The sequence below is a fragment of the Pseudomonas sp. W5-36 genome, from assembly GCF_046540455.1.
GTDB classification, from domain to species: domain Bacteria; phylum Pseudomonadota; class Gammaproteobacteria; order Pseudomonadales; family Pseudomonadaceae; genus Aquipseudomonas; species Aquipseudomonas graminis_B.
The window spans coordinates 446,143-461,391 of sequence record NZ_JAXCIQ010000002.1 but is presented as its reverse complement, the minus strand read 5'-3'; the positions used below and the strand labels follow the sequence as shown (position 1 = coordinate 461,391).

At 60.2% G+C, this 15,249-nt stretch carries 16 protein-coding genes; 5 read left to right on the top strand and 11 right to left on the bottom strand.

All coding sequences use genetic code 11. The features are described 5' to 3' along the window. Positions 1-3: 3 nt before the first annotated feature. Positions 4-981, bottom strand: a complete 978-nt coding sequence (gene exbB, locus SLW74_RS05075) for a tonB-system energizer ExbB (protein ID WP_410928300.1) — start codon at positions 979-981, stop codon at positions 4-6. Between the two features lie 211 nt (positions 982-1,192). On the opposite strand from exbB, the gene SLW74_RS05070 reads away from it, so the two are divergent. Next, the gene (locus SLW74_RS05070) at positions 1,193-2,053 is read left to right on the top strand and encodes an SDR family oxidoreductase (protein WP_410928299.1); all 861 of its coding nucleotides are present in this window, start codon (positions 1,193-1,195) and stop codon (positions 2,051-2,053) included. A gap of 128 nt (positions 2,054-2,181) precedes the next feature. Here SLW74_RS05070 and SLW74_RS05065 read toward each other — a convergent pair whose 3' ends face one another. From SLW74_RS05065 to SLW74_RS05040, 6 genes are all read right to left on the bottom strand, one after another. Then, complete coding sequence (locus tag SLW74_RS05065; RefSeq protein WP_192130654.1) at positions 2,182-2,919, bottom strand: hypothetical protein; 738 nt, start codon at positions 2,917-2,919, stop codon at positions 2,182-2,184. Positions 2,920-2,976: 57 nt separating this feature from the next. Continuing rightward, entirely contained in the window at positions 2,977-3,357 is a 381-nt protein-coding gene (locus SLW74_RS05060) for a RidA family protein (RefSeq protein WP_065988223.1), read from the bottom strand. A 24-nt stretch (positions 3,358-3,381) separates the two neighbouring features. After that, positions 3,382-5,490, bottom strand: a complete 2,109-nt coding sequence (spoT, locus tag SLW74_RS05055) for a bifunctional GTP diphosphokinase/guanosine-3',5'-bis pyrophosphate 3'-pyrophosphohydrolase (RefSeq protein ID WP_065988224.1) — start codon at positions 5,488-5,490, stop codon at positions 3,382-3,384. A gap of 60 nt (positions 5,491-5,550) precedes the next feature. Next, positions 5,551-5,814, bottom strand: coding sequence for a DNA-directed RNA polymerase subunit omega (rpoZ, locus tag SLW74_RS05050; RefSeq protein WP_025257879.1), 264 nt, complete (start codon positions 5,812-5,814; stop codon positions 5,551-5,553). Between the two features lie 130 nt (positions 5,815-5,944). Next, the gene (gene gmk / locus SLW74_RS05045) at positions 5,945-6,565 is read right to left on the bottom strand and encodes a guanylate kinase (RefSeq protein WP_065988225.1); all 621 of its coding nucleotides are present in this window, start codon (positions 6,563-6,565) and stop codon (positions 5,945-5,947) included. Positions 6,566-6,578: 13 nt separating this feature from the next. Beyond that, a complete protein-coding gene (locus SLW74_RS05040; protein WP_410928298.1) occupies positions 6,579-7,442 on the bottom strand; it encodes a YicC family protein in 864 nt (287 codons plus the stop codon). A 289-nt stretch (positions 7,443-7,731) separates the two neighbouring features. On the opposite strand from SLW74_RS05040, the gene rph reads away from it, so the two are divergent. Then, the gene (gene rph, locus SLW74_RS05035) at positions 7,732-8,454 is read left to right on the top strand and encodes a ribonuclease PH (protein ID WP_369305018.1); all 723 of its coding nucleotides are present in this window, start codon (positions 7,732-7,734) and stop codon (positions 8,452-8,454) included. Positions 8,455-8,501: 47 nt separating this feature from the next. After that, positions 8,502-8,870 (top strand): DUF4870 domain-containing protein, encoded by a 369-nt coding sequence (locus tag SLW74_RS05030; RefSeq protein WP_065988228.1) that lies wholly within the window; start codon positions 8,502-8,504, stop codon positions 8,868-8,870. Positions 8,871-8,954: 84 nt separating this feature from the next. Here the strand turns inward: SLW74_RS05030 and SLW74_RS05025 are convergent, their stop codons facing one another. Further along, positions 8,955-9,734 (bottom strand): exodeoxyribonuclease III, encoded by a 780-nt coding sequence (locus tag SLW74_RS05025; RefSeq protein ID WP_065988229.1) that lies wholly within the window; start codon positions 9,732-9,734, stop codon positions 8,955-8,957. An 82-nt stretch (positions 9,735-9,816) separates the two neighbouring features. On the opposite strand from SLW74_RS05025, the gene pyrE reads away from it, so the two are divergent. Next, positions 9,817-10,458 (top strand): orotate phosphoribosyltransferase, encoded by a 642-nt coding sequence (gene pyrE / locus SLW74_RS05020; RefSeq protein WP_065988230.1) that lies wholly within the window; start codon positions 9,817-9,819, stop codon positions 10,456-10,458. Between the two features lie 20 nt (positions 10,459-10,478). Further along, positions 10,479-11,081, top strand: coding sequence for a DUF4124 domain-containing protein (locus SLW74_RS05015; RefSeq protein WP_410928297.1), 603 nt, complete (start codon positions 10,479-10,481; stop codon positions 11,079-11,081). An 84-nt stretch (positions 11,082-11,165) separates the two neighbouring features. On the opposite strand, the gene argB is transcribed toward SLW74_RS05015, so the two are convergent. From argB to dut, 3 genes are all read right to left on the bottom strand, one after another. Next, positions 11,166-12,071 carry an acetylglutamate kinase gene (gene argB / locus SLW74_RS05010; protein WP_065988232.1) on the bottom strand — a complete coding sequence of 302 codons (906 nt, stop codon included), beginning with the start codon at positions 12,069-12,071 and terminating at the stop codon, positions 11,166-11,168. A 22-nt stretch (positions 12,072-12,093) separates the two neighbouring features. After that, entirely contained in the window at positions 12,094-14,682 is a 2,589-nt protein-coding gene (locus SLW74_RS05005) for a phosphomannomutase/phosphoglucomutase (protein ID WP_410928296.1), read from the bottom strand. A gap of 110 nt (positions 14,683-14,792) precedes the next feature. Next, complete coding sequence (dut, locus tag SLW74_RS05000) at positions 14,793-15,248, bottom strand: dUTP diphosphatase (protein ID WP_192130657.1); 456 nt, start codon at positions 15,246-15,248, stop codon at positions 14,793-14,795. Position 15,249: the final 1 nt, after the last annotated feature.

Below are 15,249 nucleotides of genomic sequence, written 5' to 3'. Positions count from 1 at the left end.
GGTTTACCCCATCTTTACCATGTGCGGCGGTTGGTTGCGCTCGGCCGCAGGCTGGTGATCCAGATCGCGGCTAACCAGCAACAGAACCTGCGCCGAAGCGTCGGACACTTGCGCCTTGTAACCGGCAATGGAGCGGGCGAAGACGTTGTAGATGACCACGGCAGGAATCGCGGCAACCAGGCCCAGCGCGGTGGCCAGCAAGGCCTCGGCGATGCCCGGCGCTACAACGGCCAGGTTGGTGGTCTGGGTTTTGGCGATGCCGATAAAGCTGTTCATGATCCCCCAGACGGTACCGAACAGGCCCACGAACGGCGCAGTCGAACCGATGGTCGCCAATACACCGGTGCCCATGCTCATGCTGCGGCCGCAGGCGGCGACCAGGCGTTCAAGGCGGAAAGCAACGCGCTCCTTGATGCCTTCGCGCTCGCGGGTGTTGACCGACAGACGCATCTCTTCGAGTGCGTCATGCACCAGCAAGTGGGAAAGGGTGCCTTCTTTTTTGGCCCCTGCGCTGGCTTCGTCCAGATTACGCGCGCGTTTCAGCGCAGCGATTTCGCTTCGCAGACGACGTTTGGCGCCGAGCAGTTCGAAGCCCTTGGCGATCCAGATGGTCCAGGTGATGACCGATGCAATGGCCAGACCGATCATCACGGCTTTGACGATGATGTCCGCGTTCTTGTACATGCCCCATGGCGAGAGATCGTGGGACATGCCCAGGCTGTTATCTTCCGCCGCGGGGTCGAGCGACTCAGCTGGAGCAGAAGCCGGGGTCAGTTCTTGAACGCCTGGCGCTGTAGCGGGGTCAACCGGTGTAGCGGCTGGCGCCTCGGCTTGTACGGCGGGTTTTTGTGCAGGAGCGTTGGCGTCAGCGAGCGCTACAGGCGTCAACATCAGGCTGAACAGCAGCGCGGCAATGGCGCGTCCAGCACGTGGCAGACCTCGAGTGGCAATTGACGAAGCGGGGATTTGAATAGATGTCATGCTGGCCCGACCTGATATGAAATAGGTGTTCGTTCTGAGAGCGTCACGCTGGCGCTAGGCGAGCGGAGGAGAACAAAGGGTCGTTATTATTGCAAGTAATTCTTGTTAACAAAAGTAAGAGCGTCTCTTTTTTCCTGAGAATGCTTCCCAATGGTCGGTTTTGTAGCCCGTTTTACGGGCTGAAATTCAATAAGTGATGTGGAGATTGGACATGTCAGCGCCATCCGTTTTGATTGCTGGATGTGGCGACATCGGGAGCCGATTGGCGTCCCAGCTGTTGCTTGATGACTGGACGGTGTACGGCCTGCGCCGCTCCGTTGAGAAACTGCCTGCAGGCGTGCTCGGCGTCAGCGGCGACCTGTTCGACGCCCGCATTCCCGCGCACTGGCCGGAAGGCCGGCTCGATTACCTGGTCTACTGCGCCACACCGACTGACCGGGATGAAGCGGGTTACCGCGCGGCTTATGTTGAAGGCCTCCGGCACGTACTGGGCTGGAGCGAGCGCAGCGGCCAGAGACCCAAGCGGATATTTTTCGTCTCCAGCAGCAGCGTTTATGGTCAACAGCAAGGCGAGTGGGTCGATGAAACGTCACCCGTTGACGCCACCGGTTACTCGGGCCAGGTCATGCGCGAGGCAGAGCAAGTGGCCTTGGACAGTGGGGTGCCAGCGACCATTGTCAGGTTGACCGGAATTTACGGTCCGGGCCGCAGTGACCTGATGAACCGGGTACGTCAGGGCTACACCGTTGCAACCAACCCGCCGCTGTATGGCAACCGCATTCATGCCGAGGACGCCGCCGGGCTGCTGGCGTTTTTGCTGCGAGCAGCATCGGACGAGGTGGCACTGAAAGACTGCTATCTCGGCGTCGACGATGCACCCGCGCCGCTGGCCGAAGTGGTCGACTGGATGCGTCAGCGTCTGGGTGTCACGGAGTGGTCGGATGAAAACAGCGTGCGCCGCACCGGGAGCAAGCGCTGCAGCAACGCCCGCGCCAAGGCGCTGGGCTGGACGCCGCGTTATGCGACTTATAAGGAAGGGTATGAGGCGATGCTGGCAGATCAGCCGAACTAGTTAGCGTTGGCGTCGATTCGTAGGATCGGCTTTAGCCGGGAAGGCGTCAGTCTTACAACCGGGAAATTGAGGTTGTAGGTACTAGCCTCTTCCCGGCTGAAGCCGGTCCTACCATGCGTACGCGATAGTCAGTTCTTCTCGAGCACCCAGCGCTGCTCACCCGGGCGAAGATCCGGCATTTCAGTTGCCTGGGCGTTATTTACCGCCTGGAACAACTCCAGCTGTTTGCCGTTGCGCACGAAGATCCACGGATTGCCGCGCTCGTTCTTCTCCAGCCACATGCTGTCGTACTCACCGCTCATGGCTGCGCAGTCGCCGGCGAGGCACAGCGCATAGCGATCATTGCCCGGCAGGCCGCTGACGCTGCCGTCTGGCAGGAACTCAACCGTGCTGCCCTGGCCTTCGCCATTGACGATGGTCCACTTGCCGCCGAGGTAGGCGGTGTAAAGAGCACGCTCGAAACTGGTGCCGGGTTGGGCGCCGGCCGGCGGTGCTTCCTTGGGCGTGCGGAAATGTTGCTCGGGGCCCGTGTCGCTGGCGCGCTGCACCAGGTCATCACCCTTGATGGTCAACTCATCGGACGCATTGCCGTAAAAGTCGACACGCAACTTGCCGTCGGCATTGCTGGCGATCTTGCCTTCACTCAGCTCGAAGCCGTTGGAAGCAGTGGCCTGTCCGGCCTTGGTGTTGATGTTCCATTCCAGATTCGGGCCGTGAGCCAGCAGGGCCTGCCGAAGGTTGCCGCCTTGGGCTGCGGCGTCGATGGCGGCCTGATTGATCCAGGTACCGTCCGGGCTTTTGTCGGAGTGGCTGGCGCAGCCGCTGAGCAGTGCGACCAGCAGCGGGAGGGCAAACGCAACACGCATGGGTGGAGTCCTTCCTTTTCTGAGGAGGCGGAGCGGGCTTGCGCTCCGCACCGGGATTTACTCGATGACCAGAATGGCGTCCATTTCGACCTGCGCGCCACGCGGCAGCGCCGCAACGCCAATGGCGGCGCGCGCCGGGTACGGCTGCTCAAAATACTTGCCCATGATCTCGTTGACCTTGGCGAAGTGGCTCAGGTCGGTGAGGAAGATATTCAGTTTGACGATGTCCTTGAACGAACCGCCTGCAGCTTCGGCCACAGCCTTCAGGTTTTCGAAGACCTGAACGGTCTGAGCTTCAAAGCCTTCGACCAGCTCCATGGTCTTGGGGTCCAGCGGAATCTGTCCCGACATGTAGACGGTGTTGCCCGCCTTGATTGCCTGGGAATAGGTGCCGATGGCGGCAGGGGCTTTGTCGCTGGAGATGACGGTCTTGCTCATGAAAAACTCCTGTTTGCGGTTTGACTACGCGCGCATGCGGGTGATGCGGATCACGCCGGCCAGGGCGCGCAGTTTCTTGATCACGCGGGCCAGGTGCACTCGGTCGTGAACGCTGACCACCAGTTGGACCACGCTGATGCGACCATCGCGTTCATCCATACTGATTTTTTCGATATTGCCGTCCGCAGCATTGACGCTGCTGGCGAGCAGGGCGATCAGGCCGCGCTGGTGTTCCAGTTCGACGCGCAGCTCGACATTGAATTCGCCGGTGACGTCTTTGGCCCAGGACAGCTGAATGCACTTCTCGGGGTTGTGGCGGACTTCCGTGATGTTCCGGCAGTTGTCCAAGTGCACGACCATGCCTTTGCCCGCAGACAAATGCCCGACAATCGGGTCGCCTGGAATCGGCGTGCAGCACTTGGCGTAGCTGAGGACGAGGCCTTCGGTGCCACGTATAGCCAGAGGACCTTCTGCGTTCGGCAGTTGGTCGCCCTCACTGGCCAGCAATCGGCGAGCGACCACATAAGCCATGCGGTTGCCCAGGCCAATGTCCTCAAGCAGGTCTTCGATGACCTCGACCCGATACTCGGCAAGAATCAGGCGCACGCGCTCGGCCGGAATCTTTTCCAGCGTGCTGTCGAAGCCGTTGAGCACTTTGTTCAGCAGACGCTCGCCGAGATTGATCGATTCCGACCGGCGCTGCAGTTTGAGCGCATGGCGGATGTGCGTACGGGCCTTGCCGGTCACGACGAAGTTGAGCCAGGCCGGATTCGGACGCGCCCCGGGAGCACTGACGATCTCGACGGTCGAGCCGCTTTGCAGCGGTTCGGAAAGCGGGGCCAGCCGACGATTGATCCGACAGGCAATGCAGCTGTTGCCGACGTCAGTATGCACAGCATAAGCAAAATCGACCGCCGTGGAGCCTTTCGGCAGCTCCATGATCCGGCCCTTCGGCGTGAACACGTAGACCTCGTCCGGGAACAGGTCGATCTTTACGCTCTCGATGAATTCCAGCGAATTGCCCGCACGCTGCTGCATTTCCAGCACGCCCTTGACCCACTGACGGGCCCGCGCATGGGTGCTCTTCGGCTGTTCATCGCCAGACGACTTGTACAGCCAGTGCGCGGCAATACCGTTGTTGGCCATCTCTTCCATTTCGCGGGTACGAATCTGGATCTCGATGGGCACGCCATGCATACCGAACAGGGTGGTGTGCAGCGATTGATAGCCGTTGGCTTTCGGAATCGCGATGTAATCCTTGAAGCGGCCCGGCAGCGGTTTGTACAAATTGTGCACAGCGCCGAGCACGCGATAGCAGGTGTCGACCTTGTCGACGATGATCCTGAACGCGTAGACGTCCATGATCTCGTTGAAGGCGCGACGCTTGCCGCGCATCTTCTTATAGATGCCATACAGGTGCTTCTGACGGCCGCTGACTTCGCCTTCAATACCGTCAACGGCAAGGCAGTGGCTCAACGACTCTTCGATCTTGTTGACCAGTTCCTTGCGGTTGCCGCGCGCGCGCTTGACCGCCTGGCCGATGCGCGAGGAGCGCATCGGGTACATCGCCTTGAAGCCCAGGTCCTCGAATTCGATACGCACGCTGTGCATGCCAAGGCGATTGGCGATAGGGGCGTAGATTTCGAGGGTTTCTTTGGCGATGCGACGGCGCTTCTCTCCGGAGAGGACTTCCAGCGTGCGCATGTTATGCAGGCGGTCGGCAAGCTTGACCAGAATGACGCGAATGTCCCGCGCCATGGCCATCGCCATTTTCTGGAAGTTCTCGGCCTGAGCTTCGGCTTTGGTCTCGAAGTTCATCTGGGTCAGTTTGCTGACCCCGTCGACCAGTTCGGCCACCGTTTCGCCAAACTGTGCACAAAGCGCTTCTTTGGCGATGCCGGTGTCTTCGATCACGTCATGCAGCATGGCGGCCATCAGGCTCTGATGGTCCATGTGCATGTCGGCAAGAATGTTGGCCACCGCCAGCGGATGCGTGACGTAGGCTTCGCCGCTGCGACGGCGTTGGCCGTCGTGGGCTTGTTCGGCGTAGAAGTACGCCCGGCGGACCAGATTGACCTGGTCTGCGCCGAGGTAGGTCGAGAGGCGATCGGCGAGGGCGTCTATGCTCGGCAAGATAAATCTCCTTGCCGAAGGCTGTGACCCTGCGCCTTGCTACGTCGACCAGGCATAGGCTTAGACGGCCTCGCTGGACTCGTCCTCGAATGCAGCGAACAGTGGTTCATCTTCAACGATTTCGGCTTCTGCGATAACAGCGTAATCCATCAGGCCTGCAGCGATTTCACGCAGGGCCACTACGGTAGGCTTGTCGTTTTCCCATGCCAGCTTTGGCTCTTTGCCACCGGTCGCCAGTTGACGCGAGCGCTTGGTGGCGAGCATGACCAGCTCAAAACGGTTATCTACATGTTCCAGGCAGTCTTCAACGGTCACGCGGGCCATGGGTATTCCTCGTAGCAAATGCGATATGCGCGGTGCCCGAATGGGCGAGCGGACTCGACAGTCTAAAAAATCACCAGCGTTTAGGGAAGCGCTGATTTTGAATGGATCGGTTTTGCTGCCTAAGAACCGGTCAGGCTAGCAGTTGAGCCAACAGCTCGGTGTGGCGCTGCTGTTGGTGCTCCTGGCTCAGCAAGTTGGCGCGGAAGATCGCTTTCAGGTCTTCGAGCGCCGTGGCGAAATCGTCGTTGATCACAATGTAATCGTATTCGGCGTAGTGACTCATCTCGCTGACGGCTTCGCGCATGCGGCCTTCGATAATCTCGTCGCTGTCCTGACCCCGATTGGTCAGGCGCTGGCGCAGCGCTTGCTGCGTTGGCGGCAGAATGAAGATCGAGCGCGCGCGGGGCATCAGTTTGCGAACCTGCTCGGCGCCTTGCCAGTCGATCTCCAGAATCAGGTCATGACCTTCGTCCAGCGTCTGCTGCAAACGGCTCTGCGAGGTCCCGTACATATTGCCGAAGACTTCAGCCTGTTCGAGAAAATCGCCGTGCTCAATCATGCGCACGAATTCGGCGCGATCGACGAAGTGGTAGTTCACGCCGTCCACTTCGCCCGGACGCATGGCCCGGGTGGTGTGGGACACCGACACGCGGATCTGCGGCTGAGCGTTGATCAGGGCGTTGACCAGACTGGTCTTGCCCGCGCCCGATGGGGCGGAAATGATGTACAGGGTGCCGGTGCTGTGGGTCATGTCGGAGGTGGCCTTACTCAATGTTCTGCACTTGTTCGCGCATCTGCTCGATCAACACTTTGAGGTTGACGGCGGCTTGCGTGCTTCGAGGGTCAAAGGCTTTGGAGCCCAGTGTGTTGGCTTCGCGGTTGAGCTCCTGCATCAGGAAATCCAGCCGGCGCCCGGCTTGCCCGCCGGCCTTGAGTACGCGGCGCACTTCAGTGACGTGCGTGCTCAGGCGGTCGAGTTCTTCGGCGACGTCACTTTTTTGCGCCAGCAGGACCATTTCCTGTTCCAGGCGCTGCGGATCGAGCTCGGCCTTCATGTCGGCAAAGCGATCGAGCACCTTTTGGCGCTGGGCGGCGAGCATTTGCGGCACGAGCGTACGCAAGGTCGCGACTTCAGTCTTGATCGCGGTGAGCCGTTCGTCGAGAAGCCTGGCCAGATCGGCGCCTTCGCGGGCGCGACCAGCCTTGAGCTCATCGAGCGCCTCGTTAAACAGGGCCAGGGCGTCGTTGTTCAGCGCTTGAGGGTCGGCAGCATCGGCCACCAGAACACCGGGCCAGGCCAGCACTTCGAGCGGATTCAGCGCGGCGGGCTGACTGATCAGGCTGGCGACGATCTCCGCTGCCGCGACCAGTTGCCCGGCGCGTTCGCGGTCAACCTGCAGCGGTTTGCCTGCGTTCTCTTCGGTGAAGCGCAGGGTGCATTCGACCTTGCCTCGGGAAAGGCCCTGGCGCAGCGCCTCGCGCACGGCGCCTTCGAGGTCACGAAATGATTCCGGCAGGCGCAGGTGAGGTTCGAGGTAACGGTGATTGACCGAGCGCATTTCCCAGCTCAGCGTGCCTTGTGGGCCGGCTCGTTCAGCGCGGGCAAAAGCCGTCATGCTGTGCACCATGGGAAGTACCTCTATAAATTCAGGCGTTTGCGGACAGCCGGTCCGGGATGAATCCCCGGCAGAGTATCGTCGGGAAACGACTGGCTATAAAGGCGCAGGATTGTAGCTCAGTGCAGGGTGTGCGCCCAAATGTGGCATTGTCGCAAGCGATGCGCGGCGTTGTAATCGTGCTGCCTGGCAGCGCAAACCTGCAGCGCCCGTCGTGAGCAATACGTCATTAGATGTCCCAAGCCGTGCCTGCACCTCTATAATGCAGACCGTTTTCCGTCTCCCAGTACAGGTATCCCAGATGAAACGTCCAAGTGGTCGCGCTGCCGATCAGCTTCGCCCGATCCGCATCACCCGCAACTACACCAAGCACGCCGAGGGTTCTGTGCTGGTCGAGTTCGGTGATACCAAGGTGATCTGCACCGTCAGCGTTGAAAACGGCGTTCCGCGCTTTCTCAAGGGGCAGGGCCAGGGCTGGTTGACAGCTGAATACGGCATGCTGCCTCGCGCCACCGGCGAGCGTAACCAGCGCGAAGCCAGTCGTGGCAAGCAAGGTGGCCGTACCCTCGAGATCCAGCGCCTGATCGGTCGCTCGCTGCGCGCGGCACTGGACATGTCCAAGCTGGGTGAAATCACCTTGTACGTCGACTGCGATGTCATCCAGGCGGACGGCGGGACGCGCACTGCGTCGATCACCGGCTCCATGGTCGCGCTGATCGACGCGCTGAAGTCCATCAAAAAGCGTGGCGGCCTCAAGGGCGGCGATCCGCTGAAACAGATGATCGCGGCAGTGTCAGTGGGCATGTATCAGGGCGAGCCGGTGCTGGACCTGGATTACCTTGAAGACTCCGCGGCCGAGACTGACCTCAACGTGGTCATGACCAGCGCGGGCGGTTTCATCGAAGTGCAAGGCACAGCCGAGGGCGCGCCGTTTCAGCCTGAAGACCTGAACGCGATGCTGGCACTGGCTCAAAAAGGCATGAACGAAATCTTCGAACTGCAGCAGGCGGCACTGGCCGACTGATCGGTTTCCATTGCGTCAGAGCACTACATCAAAACAGGGAAAGCATGATGATCGAGAGTCAGTCGCCGTTGCCAACGCCGAGTAAAGAAGTCCGTCAGTGGGCAATGCTGTGCCACTTCGCGGCGTTTTTCGGCCTGATCTTTCCGTTCGGCAATCTGCTGGGGCCGCTGATCGTCTGGCAGCTCAAGAAAGAAGTTGATCCGTACATCGATGCTCAAGGCAAGGAAGCCCTCAATTTTCAGATCACCGTCGCCATTGCCGCGATGATCTGTTTTTTGCTGATGGTGGTGATCATCGGCTTTCCGCTGTTGATGCTGGTGGGCGTCGGCGCGCTGGTGCTGACGATCATCGCGGGCGTGAAGGTCAATGACGGCGTCGCCTACCGCTATCCGTTCACCTGGCGGTTAATCAAGTAAGCGGGATCAAGGATCGGGCGCTTGCCTGATCTGCGGACAAACAAAAGCCGACTTAACGTCGGCTTTTTTTTGAGCAACTGAACGTCAGATAGTGAGCGTCCAGTCGTAGTCCACGATCAGTGGCGCATGTTGCGAGAAGCGCGGCTGGCGTGGAAGGCGTGCACTGCGTACGAAACGGCGCAGGCCCGGGGTCAGCAACTGATAATCGAAGCGCCAGCCCAGATTGAGCATCTCGGCCTGTTCGTTATCGGGCCACCAGCTGTACTGATCGCCTTCGCGGCTGACTTCGCGCAGGGCATCGACATAACCCATGTTGCCAACGATCTCGTCCATCCACGCACGCTCTGGTGCCAGGAAGCCTGGAGATTGCTGGCTGTCGCGCCAGTTTTTGATGTCCAGCTTCTGTTGCGCCACGTACAGCGAGCCACAGTAAATGTACTCGCGACGTTTGCGCCGCTGCTTGTCGAGGTACTTGCCGAAATCGTCCATGAGCTTGAATTTCTGATTCAAGTCTTCATCGCCGTTCATCCCGGAAGGGAGCAGCAAGGTCGCGATACTGACTTTGTCGAAATCTGCCTGCAGGTAACGCCCGTAACGGTCAGCCGTCTCGAAACCAAGACCGTTGATGACCGCCTTCGGTTGCAGCCGCGAGTAAAGCGCCACGCCACCCTGGGCTGGCACTTCGGCTTCGCAGGCATATAGGAAGTAGCCGTCCAGTTGGAAGGCTGGGTCGTCCAGTTCAAAGGCGGAGGCGCGGGTGTCCTGAAGGCAGATGACGTCGGCATTCTGGGCTTGCAGCCAACTGAGCAAACCACGCTCGACTGCAGCCTGAATACCATTAACGTTCACACTGATGATCCGCATAAATGGCCCCAAAAATCACGTGCGTGTATGATACCCGAGCTCTACCTAATTAGCTAAATCCGTGGTATTCGGGGCTTTTTTCATGCAGGCGTATCAACGCGATTTCATTCGTTTTGCCATCGATCGCGGAGTTTTGCGCTTCGGTGAGTTCACCTTGAAGTCTGGACGCACCAGTCCTTACTTCTTCAATGCCGGTCTTTTCAACAGCGGTTCCGCTCTTGCTCAGCTGGGCAAGTTCTACGCCGCCGCTGTCGTTGAAAGCGGTATCTCCTTCGATGTTCTGTTCGGCCCGGCCTACAAGGGTATTCCCCTTGCAGCGGCGACGGCCGTGGCCCTTGCCGAGCATCACAGCCTCGATCTCCCTTGGTGCTTCAACCGCAAAGAGGCCAAGGCCCATGGCGAAGGCGGCAGCCTGGTAGGTGCGCCGTTGACCGGCAATGTGCTGATCATCGACGATGTGATCACTGCAGGCACCGCCATTCGCGAAGTCATGCAGATCATTAAGGCCCAGAGCGCGAACGCTGCAGGCGTGCTGATCGCGTTGAACCGCCAGGAGCGCGGCAACGGCGAACTGTCTGCCATTCAGGAAGTCGAGCGTGATTTCGGCATTCCGGTGGTGAGCATCGTGTCGTTGAATCAAGTGCTGGAGTTTCTGGCCGACGATCCGCAGCTCAAGCAGCATTTGCCTGCCGTCGAAGCGTACCGGGCTCAATACGGAATCTGAGCCTCCAAAAGGATGCGGTTATGCTCAAGCTGGGCACGTTGGGTTTTTGTCTGTCGCTGGGTTTGGGTTGCATCGCGAGCGTTCATGCGGACGACGCGCCGGGCATCGTGCTGTATCGCTACGTCGACAGTCGCGGCGTAACCGTGCTCGATCGTCAAGGCGTGCCGCCGGAGTACGTCGGCAAGGGTTATGAAGTGCTCAATCAGCGCGGCCGCGTGGTGCAGACCGTACCGCCTGCACCGTCCGCCGATGAGTTGCGTGATGCCCAGGCCGCCAAGCTGCAATACGATGCCGATGCGCATCTGCTGCGGCTGTACAGCAGCGTTGAGGACGTCGACCGGGCGAAGAGTCGTCGACTCGCCGAACTCGATGGCCTGATCGTTGTGGCGCAAGGCAATATTCAGAATCTCGTTACCCAGCAAGGCACGCTGCAGACACAGGCAGCTGATCAAGAGCGGGCAGGGCACCCGGTGCCGAAGACGCTGCTGGATCAGATGGATGATCTGCGTGATCAGCAGCAGAACCTGAAAGTCGACATCCTGCGCTACCAGACGGCGCGAACCCAGGCCGAGGCCGAGTTTGCGCAAGATCGAGCGCGGCTGCAGAAGTTGCTCGGTCGGTGATCACCGCTCTTGGACGCCGCTAAAACGCGGCTGTAAAAAAGCCCCACCTGGCAGTGAGCCGCGTGGGGCTTTTTGCAGCCGCAATCAGTGACGCTTGCGATTGCTGATCAGCGTGCCGACGCCGGTATCGGTGAAGATCTCCAGCAGCACGGCATTCGGCACACGGCCGTCGATGATGTGCGAAGTGTTGACCCCGCCCTGAACCGCCTCCAGTGCGCAGCGGATCTTCGGCAGCATCCCGCCGTAGATGGTGCCGTCGGCAATCAAGCTATTCACCTGCTCGGTGGTCAGGCCGGTCAGCACTTTGCCTTCCTTGTCCATCAAGCCGGCAATGTTGGTCAGCAGCATCAGCTTTTCAGCCTTCAAGGCTTCAGCGACCTTGCCTGCCACCAGATCGGCGTTGATGTTGTACGACTCGCCATCCGCGCCCACGCCAATCGGCGCAATCACCGGAATGAAATCGCCTTTCACCAGCATGTTCAGCAGGTCGGTGTTGATGCCGACGACTTCACCCACATGGCCGATGTCGATGATTTCCGGCTTGAGCATGTCCGGGGTCTGGCGCGTGACGTTCATTTTTTTCGCGCGAATCAGCTGCGCGTCTTTACCGGTCAGGCCGATCGCGCTGCCGCCGTGGCGGTTGATCAGGTTGACGATGTCCTTGTTGACCTGGCCGCCGAGCACCATTTCCACCACGTCCATGGTTTCTGCATCGGTCACGCGCATGCCGTCGACGAAGTGGCTTTCGATCGACAGACGCTTGAGCAGGTCGCCGATCTGAGGGCCGCCGCCGTGAACCACGACCGGGTTGATGCCCACCGCCTTCATCAGCACGATGTCGCGGGCGAAGCCGGTTTTCAGCTCGTCACTCTCCATGGCGTTGCCGCCGTATTTGATAACAAGCGTCTTGCCGACAAAGCGTCGGATGTAGGGCAACGCTTCGGAGAGGACCTTGGCGGCATTGGCTGCGGCATCACGTTCGAGGGTCATTTGGGCTCCACTCAAAATAGGGTCAAAAAGGAAGTTCTAGATCCGGTGCTACGTGTTTCAACTGGGTGTGGAAGACGTCCTTGATCCGTTGCAGCTCGAGCTCGGTTTCGGCCTCGAAGCGCAATACCAGCACCGGGGTGGTGTTGGACGCGCGAACCAGGCCCCAGCCTTTCGGATAATCAACCCGCACACCATCGATGCTGGTGAGGTTGGCATTGCCCCACTGGGCGTCGCGCTCCAGCGCTTCCATGATGCTGAACTTGCGGGTCTCGGTGACCTTGATGTTGATCTCGGGCGTTGAAAGATCGTTTGGAAAGGTCTGGAAAAGCTCCTCGGCGCTTAGTTTTTCCTGACTGAGGATCTCCAGCAGACGCGCCGCGCTGTAGATGCCGTCGTCGAAACCGAACCAACGTTCCTTGAAGAAGATGTGTCCGCTCATCTCGCCTGCCAGCAGCGCGCCGTTTTCTTTCATCTTCTTCTTGATCAACGAATGCCCAGTCTTCCACATGACCGGGCGGCCTCCGTATTCGTGGATCAACGGTATCAGGCGGCGTGTGCATTTGACGTCGAAAATCACGTCGGCCCCGGGGTTGCGCTTGACCACATCGCGGGCAAACAGCATCAGCAGACGGTCAGGATAGATGATGGTGCCGGTGTTGGTCACGACACCGACACGATCGGCATCACCGTCGAACGCCAGGCCCAGATCGGCACCGGTTTCCCGAACCTTTGCGATCAGGTCCTGAAGGTTCTCCGGCTTGCCAGGATCAGGGTGATGATTGGGGAAGTTGCCGTCGACCTCGCAGTACAGCGGGATGACTTCGCAATTCAGCGCTTCGATCAATTGCGGGGCGATGACGCCGCCGACGCCGTTGCCGCAGTCCACCACCACTTTCATGCGCCGCGCGAGCACGACATCGCCAATGATCTGGCTGGCATAACGGTCGAGGATATTGACCTTGATGATGCTGCCTTTGGCGGACGGCAGGTCATTGGCCTTGATGCGTTCGTGCAATGCCTGAATCTGCTCGTCTGCCAGGGTGTCGCCGGCAATGACGATCTTGAAGCCGTTGTAATCCTTCGGGTTATGACTGCCCGTCAGCATGACGCCTGTTTTGCCCGCCAGCACGTGAGTGGCGTAGTACAGCGCCGGCGTGGGCACTAGACCGAGGTCGCTGACGTGGCAGCCGCTGTCGTGCAGGCCCTTGATCAGGTTCGCGACCAGCTCAGGGCCTGAAAGTCGCCCGTCGCGGCCCACCGAAACATGCGGCTCGCCCTGCGCCAGGCTTTCTGCGCCGACGGCTCGGCCGATCCAGTAGGCGGTTTCGGCGTTCAGCGTATCGCCAACAATGCCGCGGATGTCATAGGCGCGAAATATCGTCTCGGGAAATGGCGGGGCGCTGGAGACGCTGCTGCTCATGGCGCGGGAGGGCTCCGGCTGCGTGAGATCCTGGGGGTCATCGATCAAGTCGAGGTCAAGAATATCGGTGTCCTGGAACAGCGGGTCGGTCAACTGGTCTTCCTCCGACGCCACTGGCAGGCCCGGTGCAGGACCCTGCAGCGGTGCGCCGGATTTCGATGCTTGATCCGACGCAGCGCCCGTCGGACTATTGCGCAGCGAGAATCGCGCGAGGCTCTGGGCGAGCCCGTTCAACGCGGGCAGGCTCATGCTGAAGGCCTTGACGGCCTTGCCCCCGGAGAGCTCTTGCAGCAGTTGCTCAAGCTGCCGCGCGTCAGCCGCGACCCGGCGCTTGAGCGCACTCTCGTTCAGATAGAGCGCTAGCAGCATTGCACCGGCGGCAACCAGCAAGGCGAGCAGCAGCATCAGCCATGGCGTGGAGCCTTGCAGCGCGGAGCCGGCGGCAAAGGTCAGTTTCCAGTTGGGGTAGCCGGTGGAGAATTCCTGCGCACGGCTGCCATCGTCTTCGCCACGGGTGAGAAAAGTCTGCGCAGTGGCTGTACCGAACTGTTGAACGAGTACCACCTGACCCACATCGGTGGGGGTCTCGGGGAGTGCGGCGATCAGGCGCTGCGGATTGAACGCCAGCAGCAATGTGCCGGTGATCGGCGCGTCTGGTGACGTGCGCAGGGCGGCGGCGCTGTAGATCAGCCATGTGTCGCCAACCTTGCGCGCTTCGGGCGCCGGCATTTCACCCTTGCCGGCCTTGGCCAGCATGTCCAGCGTGGCGAAGCTGATCGGCAGAGCGCTTTGGGTGTCTACGCTGTTGAACCCCAAGGGGTTGAGCCGTGCACCCACCACGCCGTCGCGGTACCGCAGTTGGTTTTGCGCGCTTTCGATGAGCGACGGATTGCTGCTCGACAAGGCCTGGTTCAGCGCGGGGTCCATTGCAGCGGCCTGGGTGTCAGCGTTGATCTGACGCAGTGCCTTGTTGACGGCCCCGGCTTGCGCGCTGCCCCAGGCCTGAACCAGCTGCTCCTGTTGCTGCGGCTGGCTTTGAATGGCAAGCCACACCAGCACCATTGCCGCGATCAGGCCGATGAGTGCAGGAATGAGGCCGGGACTCGCCAAACTCAGATTGGCGTCTTTACTGAGCGCGTCGGTTGTTTCCGGAGCGGGGGTCACTTTGGCTGTGCGTTTGATGCCTTTCAAACTAACTCTCCGTGCTGGGTCGTCCTGACGCGTTCTTGTTGTGTTCGCACCGCTTAAAGCACGTCAGGCCACAAGCGATGCGTTAGCCAAAGTGGGTGTTTTTTGCGGGATCAGTGGCTGCCGGAGTGACCGAAGCCGCCAGCGCCGCGCTGACTTTCATCGAACTCTTCGACGATTTCAAACTGCGCCTGCACCACCGGCACCAGTACAAGCTGAGCCAGACGCTCGCCGATGGAGATATTAAAAGCGGTCTGGCCGCGGTTCCAGCAGGAAACCATCAGCTCGCCTTGATAATCGGAGTCGATCAGGCCCACCAGGTTGCCCAGCACGATGCCGTGTTTATGCCCCAGGCCCGAGCGCGGCAGGATCAGTGCAGCCAGGCCAGGGTCTGCGATGTATATCGACAGCCCGGTAGGAATCAGGAGGGTTTGGCCGGGTTCGAGCAGCGTGTCTTCTTTCAGCATGGCGCGCAGGTCCAGGCCGGCCGAGCCTGAAGTGGCGTAAGCGGGAAGCGGAAATTCGCTGCCAATGCGAGGGTCGAGGATCTTGGCTTGTAGAGCGTGCATT

Bases quoted from the DNA above. Each gene is read 5' to 3' on its own strand.
- exbB (WP_410928300.1), bottom strand. From the start codon at position 981: ATGACATCTATTCAAATCCCCGCTTCGTCAATTGCCACTCGAGGTCTG.
- dut (WP_192130657.1), bottom strand. From the start codon at position 15,248: ATGCACGCTCTACAAGCCAAGATCCTCGACCCTCGCATTGGCAGCGAA.
- SLW74_RS05070 (WP_410928299.1), top strand. From the start codon at position 1,193: ATGTCAGCGCCATCCGTTTTGATTGCTGGATGTGGCGACATCGGGAGC.
- SLW74_RS05025 (WP_065988229.1), bottom strand. From the start codon at position 9,734: ATGCGGATCATCAGTGTGAACGTTAATGGTATTCAGGCTGCAGTCGAG.
- gmk (WP_065988225.1), bottom strand. From the start codon at position 6,565: ATGACCCACAGCACCGGCACCCTGTACATCATTTCCGCCCCATCGGGC.
- SLW74_RS05065 (WP_192130654.1), bottom strand. From the start codon at position 2,919: ATGCGTGTTGCGTTTGCCCTCCCGCTGCTGGTCGCACTGCTCAGCGGC.
- SLW74_RS05030 (WP_065988228.1), top strand. From the start codon at position 8,502: ATGATCGAGAGTCAGTCGCCGTTGCCAACGCCGAGTAAAGAAGTCCGT.
- SLW74_RS05015 (WP_410928297.1), top strand. From the start codon at position 10,479: ATGCTCAAGCTGGGCACGTTGGGTTTTTGTCTGTCGCTGGGTTTGGGT.
- rpoZ (WP_025257879.1), bottom strand. From the start codon at position 5,814: ATGGCCCGCGTGACCGTTGAAGACTGCCTGGAACATGTAGATAACCGT.
- argB (WP_065988232.1), bottom strand. From the start codon at position 12,071: ATGACCCTCGAACGTGATGCCGCAGCCAATGCCGCCAAGGTCCTCTCC.
- rph (WP_369305018.1), top strand. From the start codon at position 7,732: ATGAAACGTCCAAGTGGTCGCGCTGCCGATCAGCTTCGCCCGATCCGC.
- SLW74_RS05060 (WP_065988223.1), bottom strand. From the start codon at position 3,357: ATGAGCAAGACCGTCATCTCCAGCGACAAAGCCCCTGCCGCCATCGGC.
- pyrE (WP_065988230.1), top strand. From the start codon at position 9,817: ATGCAGGCGTATCAACGCGATTTCATTCGTTTTGCCATCGATCGCGGA.
- SLW74_RS05040 (WP_410928298.1), bottom strand. From the start codon at position 7,442: ATGGTGCACAGCATGACGGCTTTTGCCCGCGCTGAACGAGCCGGCCCA.